A 15,173-nucleotide genomic window follows, 5' to 3' on the forward strand; every position below is an offset into this window, starting at 1 on the left:
AATTATAGCTCAACCCATACACCACGTTGATCCGCAGAACGAATTTCAGCTTCAACGATTTCTAACGATTCTACTGCACTCTCAGGCAAGCAGACCTCCACCCGCTCTCCTTTTTCCACCGCTTCAATAAATGCCTTAATTTCTCGATAATACCCCATATCGCTAGACAATTCTGCTAGAAAGCCTTCGGAATCGTTAGGATTTACCTTTACGACATCCTTTTCAAAAATGATGTTCCCTTTTTCAAAATTTACGCGATAACTCATTGCAAATCCAAAGTCGCCTTCTAGTGTCCAATCTGCTTGAGCATGAACTACTTTACCATCAGGATAAGCATAATGTGTAGATACTACATCATACGCGCTCCCAGGTATGACATTGCGCGCCAATGAGCTGACAGCGGTTGGCTTGCCAAATAACCAATTTACCATATCAGTGTCATGAATATGCATATCCAGCATACAGCCTCCAGATAACTCCCCATTCAAAAACCAACCCTGCGGAGATGCACTGCCACGGAAGAAGGTTGCACTGGTTACGGCACCATATCGTCCATCCTCTATGCATGCCTTCAAATATTCATATGCCGGCCAGAAGCGCAAACATTGTCCAATCATTAGTGTTTTGCCAGTGCGAAGTGCTGCAGCTGCCATCTTGTGTCCCTCTTCAGCTGTTCTTGCGACTGGCTTCTCACACAGGACATGGATCCCGCGCTCAAGCATTGGAATTACAAGCTCTGCATGCAAGGGAGTTGGCAATGTAATATCGATAATATCAAATTGCTCCTCTTCCAGCATTTTTTCTAAATTGTCATACAGCTTATAAGGAGTTAAGTCATAGACCTCTTGCTCTGTCGCAATATTTCCCCAAGCACCGCCATTTTTCAATTCCTCAATGCGTATATCACAAATGGCTGTTAGCTCAATATCTGCCCTTTCTCGCATTAAACGTTCATAATTGTCAAAGTGCATACGGCCCATAAACCCAAACCCTACTAGACCAATTTTCAACATGCTATATTCCCCTCTCCAATTGTCAGGTTACTTGCTGGATCTGCCTAAAATCGCATCCATCGCTGCCGATGTATTGAAAATGATTTGCTCACTGTAATGCTTGTAAGGCGGAATCATCTCCGCTGAAACATAGTTGTCATAGCCTATATCACGCAGCGCTTGCATCACCGCCGGGTAGTCTACATCTCCTGCCAATAGATCAACAAACCCATGCAAGCCACCCGCTTCTCTACGGTAATCCTTAAAATGTACTTTTTTTATACGGTGACCTAAAATACGAACCCATTGCTCGGGATATCCGCTGTGAACGACATTGCCTACATCAAAGTACGAGCCAACATATTCAGATTGGAAGGAGTCAATAAAGTTCTTCAGCTCTAGTGGAGACAATAAAAATTTATTCCATACGTTTTCTATAGCAATCGACACACCTGCGCTTTTGGCATACGGGACGAGTGAAGCAATCGCTTCCTGCGCACGCTCATACGCCGTATCGTAAGCAACAACCTCAGAGCCTGGAATAAAATCAACCCCGACCGCACCCGGTATAACGAGAATTGCGTCTACCCCCAATGCTGCAGCTACCTCCAATTGCTTTTTACATATATCTATAGCCTTGTTGCGGTTGTCTGCTTTCTCGCTTGTCATCGCATAATCCCAATACAATCCTGTAGCTAAACCCGCGATTTCCAGCTCTGCTTCCTCTAAGTAGCTTTTAATTTGGCGAATATCTTTATCACTAGCGTCTAACCCCAGCTCACCGCTAGCATTTAGGCTTAATTCAATTCCATCAAAGCCGGCTTTCTTAGCAAGGGTGATACTATCCTCAATTGAAGTTCCCTCTGCAAAAGACCAAATATTAATTCCTTTTTTCAACTTGTTCACTCCTTAGCTTTCGTTTGTGTGATACCCTCTTGAAACAATAGCTTTCCGAACCTGTTCGGTCTGTGGAAATTCACTTCTCCTGTAGGACTCCAAGCCTGATATTGTCTGCATCCGAATGCATCTTGATCAATGCGGTAAAAATTGATCCGCCATGCATCACCAGCACGAGCAGGCTTACCCAATGATGAGGTTGGCAGCTTTAACAGATAAACGCTTCCCTTTTTTGATGATTGCTCGATCGGCTTCACTGAGGTATATAGACCCTTCATATCCCAACTCGCATCGACATTTATATGTTGATTGTGCTGCGAACGGACAACTTTGGCATCAAAAACGATATTGTAGGGACTTAATTCAAGCTCGATATATTGCTTGCCATCTCCAACCACGTCGATAAATACTTCAATTACATCTTGCTCGTACAAGGGATCGTCTCGCTTCGTGTACTCAGACAAGACATAATGATCCGTACATTCAAAGCGAATATACAAAGCCTCGGAGCTCCAGCATACCTGCACCTCTGTCTGTTCTTTTGGTATGCTGCCTGTCACCGTATCAACAAGCTGGACAGGTGGACATTGATGCCACTGAATATGTTCAATGAGCTGCAGTTCACCTGAAAATATAACATGAGGGCACTCATACAGTGGCAGCAAGTGGTCACCTCCTTTTAATTAGCCGATAACATAGCTTATATATTAGAGTCTATGAAAAAGACTCGGGCAGCAGAGGCATGTATCCACTCTACCGTATATCCGAGTCCTTTTCAGCGAACCCTCCTATTGCTTACTTGCCAAAAACTCATCCAACTGACGCTGAACCTCTGCTACATATTCGTCTATACCAGCAGCCTTCAGGTTTTCAATAGCTCTTGGATATGCCGTTTCAAAATCAACAAAGCCGTCACGAACTGGTGCAAGCTGTTTGCCTACTACTTCCTTTAATGCCGTTTCAATCATTCTTACGTTCTCATTATTAAAACGGAAGCCAAGCGCATCCGATACTATGGCATCATCATCCCATGAGGTATAATTGTCGATATCTTCCTGTGAAACTTCTGGTGTAAACATTTGATAGTTTTGATTACGGAACATCCACTCATAGAAAAATTCCGTACTTGTTCGCTTATTAATTCGTCCATCAATAATTTCATAGTCCTTGCCCTCTACACCATAAAGTGCAAATAAGTAATTATCCTGGTTTTTATATAACCAGTTTACGAATTGAATAGCTCCTGTAGGATTAGGTGCTGTTACAGGAACACTTAGCACCTCACCGCCTGTCGACGTGATGTATCGCGGCTTCTCATCTGATAACAGATAGGATTTCAATACAGCTTCTGGTGCGTTAGCTTTTACAGCTGATGTAATCTCCATTTCTTTACCTAGCGAGCCCTCCACCCAAAGATATAACCCCGTTTGCATACGGGAATCGCGCTCATTGTATTTGATCGTTAAGTCCTCTGTGTATAGCCCGGCATCATACATGCTTCGGTTAAATTTTGCCACCTCCTGAAAAGCTTCTGTTTCAAAATAACTAATCGCTTTTTTGCTATCCTGTCCAAAAACGACTAAATCCTCTGAAGCGATCCAAAAGTATTGTTCATCAGCAAAATAACGTGTAAGAGGTTTGAATATAATATCTGCGGGCCCTTTGTATTCAGGGTATTGCTCCGCTACTTTTGCGGCAAATGTTTTTAGATCCTCTGCCGTGTTCAACTCCGTCATTCCGACTTTATCCATTAAATCCTGACGTACAGTAACGAGCTGATACATCGCCGAAGATGGAGCATAGGCTGATGGAATTCCATAGATTTGTCCATCAATAACCGCACCTTGAAGCTGCTCCTTTGGCAATACCTTCAGCATATCTTGGCCGTATGTTTCAATTAATTCATCAAGCGGCTGCGCTTGCTTCTTGTTAACTAGAGTAGATAAATCGGGTAGACCATCCCAGTACAAATCAATCGGCTCATTGGCCGCAAGCATAATATCCTTCTGCTCCCAGTATTGTGCCCATGGAACAAATACAACCTCGACCTCCAAGCTAAGATCCTGTGCCATACGCTGTCTAAATTCATTGTTCAGAAACTCAGAGAATCGATCCGTTTCTTCACCTGGATACAAAATCGTGATCTTTTCTAACTTTCGATCGTCCCCCTCAGAACTACCCCCGGCGTTATTTCCACTACAGGCCGATAGTACGAGCAATAAAACAAGCGCTAGTAAAACGATTACGTTCTTTTTTCTCATTTTAAGTATCCTCCCACACTTTTTTATGTGATGCCTATTAGCATCTGTCCACGGATTACTGAACTTCTTCTAAAAAGGCCCTTCACCAAGCTTGATTACTCCTTAACAGCACCTGCCATAATACCTTGAACAAAATATCGTTGAATAAATGGATACAAAAACATAATTGGACCGATTGTAATGATCGTAACGGCCATTTTCACAGTCTCAGCAGGGAGTGTTATGCTTCCTGATGCGCCTACTGGTATGCGGCCAGAGCTTATCGCATTTACATTGGATAGAATATTGTACAAATAGTACTGCAGTGGAAATAAGTCTCGTTTGTTGATGAAGATAAGGGCATGCCACCAATCGTTCCAATACGCAAGGGCGTACATCAAACCAACGGTTAACAGAGGAGTTTTGCTTAGCGGCATGGCAACTTTCCAAAAAATCGTAAAATAGTTTGCACCGTCTATCTCCGCTGCTTCAAATAGAGAGGGAGAAATTGCTGTAAAGTACGTTCGCATTAAAAACATATTCCAGACATTCAGCATCGCTGGCAAAATCATTGCCCAGATCGTATTTTTCAAGCCATAGTAATTGACACTTACCATGTACCAAGGGATCAAGCCTGCAGAAAAAATAATCGTAAAATTTGAGATAAATGCGATAACATTACGATACCTTAGCTTTCTAATCGATATCGCAAATGCCATCATACTCGTTATAAGCAGAGCACCTGCTGTTCCGACTGTAGTAATGAAAAAGGTAACGCCATATGAGCGCAGAATCGAAGCGCCACTATTCACAAATATATAGCGATAAGTGTCTAAAGTAGGGAGCTGTGGCAATAGTGCGTATCCATTTCTCGCAATTGCGCTTTCAGAAGAGAATGAAACACTAATTGTTAGTAGAAATGGATACAAGCATATCAAAGCGAATATCGCAATAAAGCTATAAGCGAACACAACGACCCATCTATCCCCTAACGAACTTTTTAGTTTCATTAAAAAAGACCCTCTCCGTCGTTGATTTTTTTAGAAAAGTAATTCGCTGCCGTTACTAAAATTAGCCCCATGACCGATTGCATCAATCCAACAGCAGTAGCGTATGAAAATCCGAGTGTTCGCATGGATTGATATACGTAGGTATCAATAACCGACACCTCGCCGCTCAACACTGGGTTATCCCCTACAATTCCGTAGATCATCCCAAAATCCCCGTAGAAAATCCGGCCTACATTTAACAGCGTCAGCACAATAATGGTCGGTTTCAGCATAGGAATTGTGAGATATATAATTTGCTGGAGCTTGCTTGCTCCGTCGACCTTGGCTGACTCATATAAGCTGTGATCGAAGTTCGACATAGCAGCCATATAAATAATGGAGCTGTACCCACTAAACTTCCATACGCTTGCCAGAATGATAATCGGCTTCCAATATTGCGGCTCAGAATACCATCGAATCGGCTCAAATCCAAAAAACTGAAGAATATTATTCGCAACCCCTACATCGGTTGAAAACACACCATAGACGATTGCACCTACAACAACCCATGAAATAAAGTACGGGAAAAACATCATACTTTGCGTTAGCTTTTTAAAGGCAACGCTGCGCACTTCATTAAGAAGAATGGCAATACCTACCGGGAAAATAATCCCTAAAATAATACTGTAAAAATTAATTACTAACGTGTTGTAAGTGACTTGCCATCCCATGCTGTACTTGGAGAAAAAATATTCAAAGTTTGTCAGTCCGACAAATGGGCTACCAAATATGCCATCCACCACATTAAATTCAGTGAAAGCCATCCAAACACCAACAAACGGAATATAGCTAAACATAAGCAGCAGTATAATGGCTGGCACAGTCATGAGGTACAAAATACGATGTCGCTTGATTTCATAGAGAAAACCCTTTTTAACTGGCTTAAGCTCCTGCATGTGTGTATCGTCGACTGTGGAGTTCATCCTCTCTCCCCCCTTACACCATCATTGAATTTTCCGAAAGCTTGTTGAGCATTTCCTGCTTCAGTTGATGGATATCAATAATCTCACCGCTTAATCTTGCTCGTTCCGCAGCGTAGGCCATAATATGGCTTTCTACTGATTGATCAATTGAGGAACGACTGCCTTCTGTTTTTTTCTTGCCCGCAACAGGGTCCAAACGATCCAGGAAATCAGCCATCAAGCCTGCATCGCCACCATTATGTCCTCCCGAAACAAGCGCTGGGCGAATAACCTCCTGCTGAAGACGATCCACCATGTTAGAGGAAAATCTCGTAATCTCAATTACATTAGCGCTATCGTCTGCACGAATTTCACCATGCTCACACATAATTTTGATAGTGCGATACATTTTGTTCGTAAATCCGCTTAGGTTAAAGGTGACGGTTACCCCGTTATCAAATTCAATAATGGAAACTTGATGGTCGCATACATCGTTGTCAGTACGGAACACGCAGCGTCCATATTGACTCGTTTCTAATGCTTTCAACAGACCTTCCTCGGTCTGGTCATGACTTATGACGGTTGCCGGCCATTGGCCTCTAATCGGCAAGTATGCTTTTCGTGCATCGAATCTGCATGCTGAAGCAGCAGGACAATCCAGACAGCGCTCCGTACTTCCTTCTGGCGCATTTTCTTCTTTGAAGAAAGTAAGGTCGCCATAGGAAGAAATACGTTTGGCATTACTGCCAACAAGCCAAGACAAAATATCCATATCATGACAAGACTTTTGCATAATTATTGGACTAGCAAGCTCCGCTCTACGCCAGTTTCCGCGTACAAACGAATGAGCCATATGAAAATTTCCGATGTTTTCGTTGTGTTGAATCGTTATAATTTTGCCAAGCGTGCCACTGTCGATAATCTTTTTAATTTCTGTGAAAAACTGTGTATAGCGCAACACATGGCATACAATGACCTCACGACCTAACGCATTAGCCTTTTGCTGAATGGCAATGCATTCTTCAGGACTTGGAGAGATTGGCTTCTCCAGCAAAATGTCATAGCCTAAATCAAGTGCGATCATGCATGCTTGATAATGATCAAGATCCATAGAAGCAATGATTACGGCGTCCGCTATTTTCTCTTGACGCGCCCATTGCTCTACTGACTCGAATTGATACTCAAGTGGTATATGAAAATTCTCCGCTGCCACTCTTCTTCGTTCTTCATGCGGCTCTATGACTGCTACAATCTCCACTCTTGGGTCTGAATAGCCTGCATATATCATGCCTCTTTGACCTGCACCGATTAATACTAGCTTCAAAGTATTCCCTCCAACTCTCTCAAAGATGAATGATGTAAACCAAGTCGCATGTCACTCGGGGACCTGGGGATCTTCCAACGGATAATATCCTTCCGGATAATAGGACTTCCATATCTCTTGATACGGATCGCCATCTGTGCACATCATGGTCGTAAGCCCCGCTTCATAAAACCCGTCCTCGCCTTGCCCTTGAATGGCTAATTTCAAGGTTTCGCCATTTTCATATTTCACGCCAATGGCTAGCTGATAGGCTCCAGCAGGCATATCAGGAAGAAGTACTATCTCATTGTGAACGAGGTCTCCCGTTAGCCATGTCGATGTATCAGCTCCAAGCTCCAACTCAATTTGTTGCTGTTCATTTTTCAATCGAAGCCACAGTTTGAATGGCCGATAAAACTTGCAGGTGCCATCATTCACAAACCAAAGACGCAGCGGAAAATGCTTTCCTGTATAAGCAACCACCGGGAATGCTACTCTCCTTAACGCTAACCGAGCACCAAAGGGGCCTTCTATATCGCTTAAAGCGACATGCCATCTTCTTGCCTCATTGCGCAGCCCTTCTCCCACCTTTAGATCGGGCACTGCAAGCAGCACAGGCTGCTGCTTCCATATCGATCCGAGACGCAGTTTAGCAATTTGCTCGCTGTACTCCAGCCAATTGCTCTCTTCTGCAGTCAACCACAAGCCAAAGGCATGCTGTTGTGCACGCAAATAGCGGATAAAAGCAGCATTGCGCACGTCAGCTAATAGATAAGGCGCTTGAAAAGAATCGATATAGGCTTCCCACTCTTCAATGGTGTCCTCCAGCATCGTTGCTACTACCGCAAACATGCGCGTATCACTGCCAAACACACTGCCAATCTTCCTAATCAATGCTGCATATTGCTCACTTTTACGTTCAGATGCTATCCAATTTGGCAAATCAGGCTCGATCAATAACACGATATAGGGTTGCTGAGCCTTGGCAATGTTAGCCTCAATTCTATCCAGCTGATAATGACTGCGTTCTGGCTCCAATTCCCTCCACTTTAGCTTGATAGACTGAAAGCTATCATGCCTCCAATCGCCTTCTACCAATTGCGGACGTGCCATAATTGTCTGATAAGCCTCATATTGATCTAGCGCAAAGCAATTATGCATCAGATGCACCTCCTTAGAATTTAATTTTCATAATTTTCAGAAAATCAATTAAATCCTGTTCGTTCACATAAGGGTCATTCCCAATTTGCTCGAGCTCCTCTAACAACACGAACATTCCTGTTGTGTGAAAACGTGCCCCTGCTTGATATTCCCGAATAACGGCACGTTGCAGAGAGGTTTTAGCTTGATAGGTAAGTGGATCAGTTGCTCGATCACCAAAAAGCTCAAGATGAATCATGCTGTCTCCACTTGCTACCGGGTAATTGTAAAATTGACGCTGCACCCTTACAATGTTGCTCTTCTTTTCATCAAGACAAAGACTTAATCGCCCATCATATAACCAGCTCTCGCTCCAAAATCCCTGAATTTTCTGCTCGGGAAAATACGTTGCATAGAAGGAGGCTGCCATAGACATCGAGCTTTTCAAACGCTCTGTCGTATAGCCAGGACCTGATGGAATATGCAATGCCAGCATCCGACTACCCGGCTGCAGCACCAATTCCCAATCAGCACTTTTAATCGTTGTTGGCTTGCATTCGATAAAACCGAAGGGGTTAATGCGATGAGCGGATCGTTCCCCATTTTGTTCAAGCCATTGTGTTGTAAAGCTGCCTTCTATATCGTAAATTCCATTTACTCCGTCCAATTGACCATCCTTGCGAACCTTTTCTCCCGCAAGATATAGAGCCAATACTTCCCCAGTCTGACGATGGCGATATACGCGAAAATTATCGCTAAAGGTGTGTGGGATAAAATAAAACCTATCATGCAAAAAAATAGACAATGTATAAAAGTTCAGCTCCCACGGAAAGTCCTTGACCGTAGCATCACCATAACGCACGAAACGAGTAAGCTGCGGTGAGAGGAATGTACCAGCAATATCTGCATAATAGGATGAAGGAATTCCTCGGGCTGCCATCCGTCGTTCCGATGGCTCAATGCAAGCTAGCAATAGCAAAAAAGGATATCTCTCTCTTGATTTGATGCAGGCTGGGTACATCGGCCTGTAGTCAACTTCATCACACATTTCTCTCGCTATGCATAGCTGCTTAATTAAAAAGCAGCTAAACAGAAATAATATGTCGTCCTGTTCGATTTCCTCTATGCTTTGAAGTAAATCTCGTCTTGCAAACTCCGGCACCTCGTATTTGTTAAACATCTTCTCCAGGTAATCTCGGTTAATCAGTTGATTGCCTACATCGGCTTCAAAATACTGGTATCTTTCCATAAGTCCATCTGGGACATAATCAAATTGACAATGTGCAATGCATTGCTCGTAATCGGGCTTTCTGCTAATCATGAATCGATACCCCTCTCAATCACAATGTGACCCATTGGATAATAGCCATCCTTCAACCCTGCTATCGCAAGCTTTACATGACCGACCTCTTTCATTTGTGTGTCGATTCCTAATTGAATCTCATAGCTTCCTGGAACCATATCCTTGGGAAGCAAAAAGCTCTCTTCCCACCATACATCCTCTTCAGGCAGCCATCGTCGTATATCCTCCTGACTCTTAAACACATACTCTGCCTCCTCACCGACTAACCGGACAACTAGCGGATATTGGCTATATATCGGTGCTACTCCTACGTTAGCCCATAGCCCCATTACCATCAGAGATTCTCCTGCTGTCACAAGTGAATCAAAAACGAACTTTCTCAGTTCAAATCTATACCCCATTTTCTTTAACCAGTTTTCTACTGCGGGCTGCCATGGTTTAGGAACAACTGTTGATTTGCTATTAAAAGAAGAAATATGCCACTTTAGCGATTCTTCAATTATGTAATCAATGTCCCAGCCCTGATCGTGCCAGTCTTGCATATGCCAGCACGCTTCAAATACAATAGGGGCCTTTTTCCATGCATCAGACATACCGAAATTCTGAATGTTTTGCGGATAAAAGTCCGTCATATGCGACCATCGTTGTCCATGAAAACCGCCCATATCACCGAGACAATCGACTCGAAAGCCTACTTTTCTTTTCTTGGACAGCAAAATGTGACTGGACATTGGATCATGCAATAAGGATTGCAAAGGAGTAAGCTTAAACCCATCCATGTAGGCATCTATAATTTTGGATACCGCTTCTGGATCCATGAACTCCGTACCGCCACCTTCTCCCCAAGCTCCAACAATTGTCAGATCAATCGAACTAATAACAGGATGTCCGTCAAACCTCTCTGCAAAAGCGCGAATAAATTCAGCCCAATAGTCCGCATATCGTGTAGTATTTGGATCAATTCGCCAAAATGGAAAGGATGGGTTCTCAGGATACATTTCACGAAGCCATTGAGGAATATCATCCTCTTGCTGCAATGCGTAAGGCGAGCATCTGACAATTGCAGTACAGCCTTGACTGCGAGCCGATAAAAGCTTTTCTTCTATACGATCCCATTGGAAATCTCCTTTAATCGGCTCGATATCTTTCCAGCGAACACTGAAGAACACAAGCTTGCTATCGGGATGATTCCACGTTTTACTTGTTGGGGTAAAACGATACGGCTCCACAATTCTACCTTTGGTGTCTCTAATTTCTGTTATTGGCCCCATTAAAGCTTGTGCTGAAGTAAAGCCTATCCCGGGATTTGTAAACCACTCATCTAAACGCGAAGGAAAAACGGTGACAGCTTTTTTCAAGATCCATTCTCCTTTCAAGAAACACCCTTTAATTTGTTTCGTTGATTATTTCGTTTGTTTACTAAATCTTATTTCGTAATTATATCACTTTCATGACATATTTCAATACGTATTTTTTAAGAAATTAAAATATTAAGCGCTGTCATTTTTTTTATATAACGTATTTGTGTCATATATAGTGACATGGTTTATGGAAAAACCCTGATTTTACAGGTTTTTCTTTAGTTTGTTTCAGAATAACATCATTGCTTTTTTCTCTTTTGTTTCGTGTTTACGAAACAAAATAAATAATATTTTGTTTTCATGTTAATCGTTTCGTAAACCTTGATGTTCATGATATACTAAAACTAATAGCCGTTCAGATGAGAAAGGAAGACATGTAAATTCATGAGTACAATTAGAGATGTAGCCAACCTGGCTAATGTTTCAGCTGCTACGGTTTCCAGAGTATTGAACAATGACTCTACTTACAAAATAACTGACGAAACACGCGCCAAGGTTTGGGAAGCTGTTATGAAGCTTAACTATAACCTTAACTCAAACACCAAGCGCCAAAGTCCCGCTAGTCCAAACGCTGCTGCTAGTAGCGATATCAAAATTGGCTGCGTGCTTAGTGTGACTAAAGATAAGTATAATGACCCCTACTTTATGACGATATTGTCTGGAGCAGAGGAACAACTCACGAGTAAAGGGTACGATATTGCCTTTATAAAAACAGGACATGAGTTAGTCGATCAAAAGGTTTTGTTCCATACTTTTAGCGAACCAATATCTGGTTTGATTCTTATGGAATCCCTGCAAACTGAAACTTATGATTACTTAAGAAAGCGGGTTCCTCATATTGTTGGGATTGATACCGGACGTTTGGAAATCGATAATATCGGTTACGATCACTATCATGTCTCTTCAACTGCAGTAGAGCATCTCATACAAAAAGGTCATCGTAAAATAGGTTTTATTGGCGGGAGCGGATTAAAAGAAAATATCCGTTATAGTGAACGTTATCGCGGTTATTTCGCTGCGATGCATGCAGCAGACCTGGAGGTAAATCCAAAATGGGTTATTGATTGCATGTGGGACGAAAGCATTTGCATCGAGCAAATGAATCAACTCATTGATTCAAAGGATTACCCAACTGCCTTCTTCGTAGCAAGTGACTTAATGGCAATGGCAGCACTTAGCGCCCTTTATAATAAGGGGATTTCAGTTCCTGATGAGGTAGCAATTATGGGCTTGTCCAATATTGAAATGTCGAAATATTGCTCCCCTCCATTGTCTACTATTCACATTCCTGCAAAAGAAATCGGGAAAATGACCGTCGAGCTTCTACTGTCTCGGATTAGTGGAGATGAGCTTCCACCAAGACGCGTGCTGCTTCCCACCGAATTAATTGTAAGAAGCTCCACCTAGATCCTCACTTTGAGAATAAGCATCATAAGTTAAGCAAAAAAAACCGAGCTAGAGCGAAATTCGTTTACAGAATTTCGCTGTAGTTCGGTTATTCCAATTTAGTATACGTTTTTAAGGTTTCTCACATCATCTTCCAATCACCACATTTATTGTTCCATGCTTATTAGTAGTTTGATGCACCAAGGCCAGCAATCGTACAACAAGATCTGCCTTATAATTAAGTCTATAACCTCCACGTACTCGATCTACAAATCCAAGCTCGATGCATTCGGCCAGAATCTGCTCAAGATTAGCAATATGCTGCAAAGATGCCCGTAGTGTTTTTTCATCAATAGCATAGTCAGGCCTCAAGTCATTCATGTCTCTCAATAGAGCAAACAAGACCTGCACAATCTCACGAGGAATTAAATTCAGCGGAAACTCAGTATTTTCTTGTAGCGTTTCTATCGCTTCTTTCAGAAATGGCGTTGTTAGTATACAAGCAAGCCGATCCTTCGCCCATAGCCCCATTCCAGTTGGCCCCAAATGAATGTGTACGAGAGATGGATGTCCAGACGGTTCAGGTTCAGCTCTCGGTATAATTGGTTCTGCCACTGTAATGATCTCTCCAAGGAAGCTTATTTTTTCATCTGTCGACATATTGGCAAAGGAGTCACGAATTTGTGGGAGCAACGTTGCAAGCCCTCCTTCTTGCCCTAATAAATAATCCGTTGTGCTGTCAAACGTTTTTGCGAGCTCTACAATAAGCGATAGATCGGGTAGCGAATCACTATTTTCCCATTTAGATACAGCTTGTGCAGATACCGATAATCGCTTTCCTAGCTCTTCTTGCGTCATCCCATGGGACTTCCGAAGTTGAGCAATCTTCTTACCCATATTACTTAAGTTATCCATTACAATCCCTCCTCATCGATTTACTTTACAATAACGTATATCCTTGCATTTGAGTATAGAGGCGTATGCGAGTCTTCAACCAGTGGTTGAAAAACTATAGTTACAGTTGAAAATAGAAAAAGCCATAACCAGTTTATTGGTTATGGCTTTGCATGTTTAAGGCAAGATATCCTACGGTTTCGCCCTACCTCTCGAAACAGTCACCACTCTTTAGTGGCTCCACTTACAAATCTGTACACGGCAAATTGTTCATTCATCTCCCAAGTGAGAGCGAATCTGTCACATAAGAGAGATTCAACAATTGTTTCATGCCTTGATCTGTTAGATACATCCGGTTTCCCTTGTTTGCCGCATTGTCAATCTTCAGCAAACATCATTAACATTTCATTTCATAAGCTTATATCATAGTACAACACACCATCGTACCACGTTTATATTCATATTCCATTCAAATTAAAGCCTCGCATTAGGTATGCATCCCTAACGAGCACATGCTTCAATTACAATTCTATCTGAGTTTCACAGCCGCACATCATTATATATCAGATAATTAATTTTCATGTTAATCTTCAGTTTATGTAAGCGAATGCTTGTTATAAACGTATATAGATATATATAACAGTAAAAACTAATTATAGCATACAATATAATGAAATACAACTGAAAACCAAACTTATCCATCTTAACTGCTTTTTCTTCCATTTTCTTTTTACAAAGGCTGCATGTATGGGATATGAAGCAGCTCTGGAATCGTAACAAGCTCATAGCCCCGTTCTTTCAGAATCGGCAGCAGTTCGTCGAGCGCTTTCGTCATGCCGCTCAAGTCCTGTGTCCAATCTCCAGCACTATGCATCAATATAATGGCACCTGGATGAAGGTCTTTCAAGAGATTACGCTTTACTTCCTCAGATGAAATCTGTTTCCAGTCCTCTGTATCCACGGACCAGCCGATGACGCCCTTGCCCATTTCACCTAGCTTTTCAACGTGTATCGTGTTCAGTCCACCGTATGGCGCACGAAACAGGCTGGGTGCATATCCAACGATTTGTTTAATCGACTTATCGGTCTCCTCGATTTCCCAGACCATACGTTCCAAACTTTCTGCATGCAGCTTAGGGTGCCAGAATGTATGATTTCCAATGACGTGTCCTTCATTATGAATGCGTTTGGTAATATCCGGGTGGCCTTTAACCCTTGAACCCATTAAGAAAAATGTCGCCTTAACATCATGCTTCTTCAAGATATCGAGCACTTGAGGAGTAAATCGGCGATCAGGACCATCATCGAATGTAATGGCAATCTGATTAGTAGACCAAGATGCATTCAGCGCAATGATGTTCGGATACAATTGTGCCAAAGCACGATTGTTCTCCGGGCTTTTTGGACGCTCGACATTCTCAGGTCCGCCTTCGAGCGGCGGCGTTTCACCTATTTCAATTTCATTTGCATCCTCATATTGTTCGTGCCGCGGCGGGTCTATCGAATCAGCAGGCAATTTGTAAGCTTCTTCTCCCAATGACTGAACACCTTGCCCTGACTTTTCACGCTCAAGCGCTCCGTTGCTTTGACCACATGAGCAAAGCAGCAGTGCGCATAACGATAACAGCATACATTTGAATTTCAACATTTCTCATACCTCCAAACGAAACCTATTATGGTGAGTATTCGACTTTTTTGCTCTACAT

13 protein-coding genes are annotated in these 15,173 nt (G+C 42.4%); 1 reads left to right on the forward strand and 12 read right to left on the reverse strand.

The window, feature by feature from the left end; all coding sequences use genetic code 11:
* Window positions 1-2: 2 nt before the first annotated feature.
* The 10 genes from ACFP56_RS16205 to ACFP56_RS16250 form a co-directional block, all read right to left on the reverse strand.
* On the reverse strand, window positions 3-1,013 hold the full coding sequence (locus ACFP56_RS16205) for a Gfo/Idh/MocA family protein (protein ID WP_379236410.1): 1,011 nt from the start codon (window positions 1,011-1,013) through the stop codon (window positions 3-5).
* Between the two features lie 27 nt (window positions 1,014-1,040).
* Window positions 1,041-1,889 (reverse strand): sugar phosphate isomerase/epimerase family protein, encoded by an 849-nt coding sequence (locus tag ACFP56_RS16210; RefSeq protein ID WP_379236412.1) that lies wholly within the window; start codon window positions 1,887-1,889, stop codon window positions 1,041-1,043.
* A gap of 5 nt (window positions 1,890-1,894) precedes the next feature.
* On the reverse strand, window positions 1,895-2,554 hold the full coding sequence (locus ACFP56_RS16215) for a carbohydrate-binding family 9-like protein (protein ID WP_379236414.1): 660 nt from the start codon (window positions 2,552-2,554) through the stop codon (window positions 1,895-1,897).
* A gap of 123 nt (window positions 2,555-2,677) precedes the next feature.
* Window positions 2,678-4,150, reverse strand: coding sequence for an extracellular solute-binding protein (locus ACFP56_RS16220; protein ID WP_379236416.1), 1,473 nt, complete (start codon window positions 4,148-4,150; stop codon window positions 2,678-2,680).
* A 95-nt stretch (window positions 4,151-4,245) separates the two neighbouring features.
* Entirely contained in the window at window positions 4,246-5,139 is an 894-nt protein-coding gene (locus ACFP56_RS16225; RefSeq protein WP_379236418.1) for a carbohydrate ABC transporter permease, read from the reverse strand.
* Window positions 5,139-6,101, reverse strand: a complete 963-nt coding sequence (locus tag ACFP56_RS16230) for an ABC transporter permease (protein WP_379236420.1) — start codon at window positions 6,099-6,101, stop codon at window positions 5,139-5,141. Before ACFP56_RS16230 ends, ACFP56_RS16225 begins: the two co-directional genes overlap by 1 nt.
* Before the next feature lie 13 nt (window positions 6,102-6,114).
* A complete protein-coding gene (locus ACFP56_RS16235) occupies window positions 6,115-7,404 on the reverse strand; it encodes a Gfo/Idh/MocA family protein (protein ID WP_379236422.1) in 1,290 nt (429 codons plus the stop codon).
* Window positions 7,405-7,455: 51 nt separating this feature from the next.
* A complete protein-coding gene (locus tag ACFP56_RS16240; RefSeq protein ID WP_379236424.1) occupies window positions 7,456-8,544 on the reverse strand; it encodes a DUF4832 domain-containing protein in 1,089 nt (362 codons plus the stop codon).
* A 13-nt stretch (window positions 8,545-8,557) separates the two neighbouring features.
* A complete protein-coding gene (locus ACFP56_RS16245) occupies window positions 8,558-9,844 on the reverse strand; it encodes an acyltransferase domain-containing protein (protein ID WP_379236426.1) in 1,287 nt (428 codons plus the stop codon).
* Window positions 9,841-11,184: a DUF4832 domain-containing protein gene (locus tag ACFP56_RS16250; protein WP_379236428.1), complete on the reverse strand. Its 1,344-nt coding sequence runs from the start codon at window positions 11,182-11,184 to the stop codon at window positions 9,841-9,843. Before ACFP56_RS16250 ends, ACFP56_RS16245 begins: the two co-directional genes overlap by 4 nt.
* A gap of 387 nt (window positions 11,185-11,571) precedes the next feature.
* On the opposite strand from ACFP56_RS16250, the gene ACFP56_RS16255 reads away from it, so the two are divergent.
* Window positions 11,572-12,594: a LacI family DNA-binding transcriptional regulator gene (locus tag ACFP56_RS16255; RefSeq protein WP_379236430.1), complete on the forward strand. Its 1,023-nt coding sequence runs from the start codon at window positions 11,572-11,574 to the stop codon at window positions 12,592-12,594.
* 126 nt (window positions 12,595-12,720) lie between these two features.
* Here ACFP56_RS16255 and ACFP56_RS16260 read toward each other — a convergent pair whose 3' ends face one another.
* Window positions 12,721-13,488 (reverse strand): helix-turn-helix domain-containing protein, encoded by a 768-nt coding sequence (locus ACFP56_RS16260; RefSeq protein WP_379236432.1) that lies wholly within the window; start codon window positions 13,486-13,488, stop codon window positions 12,721-12,723.
* 709 nt (window positions 13,489-14,197) lie between these two features.
* A complete protein-coding gene (locus ACFP56_RS16265; protein WP_379236434.1) occupies window positions 14,198-15,115 on the reverse strand; it encodes a polysaccharide deacetylase family protein in 918 nt (305 codons plus the stop codon).
* Between the last annotated feature and the right edge of the window lie 58 nt (window positions 15,116-15,173).

It is taken from the genome of Paenibacillus septentrionalis (genome assembly GCF_042659865.1).
In the GTDB taxonomy this organism is placed as follows: domain Bacteria; phylum Bacillota; class Bacilli; order Paenibacillales; family Paenibacillaceae; genus Pristimantibacillus; species Pristimantibacillus septentrionalis.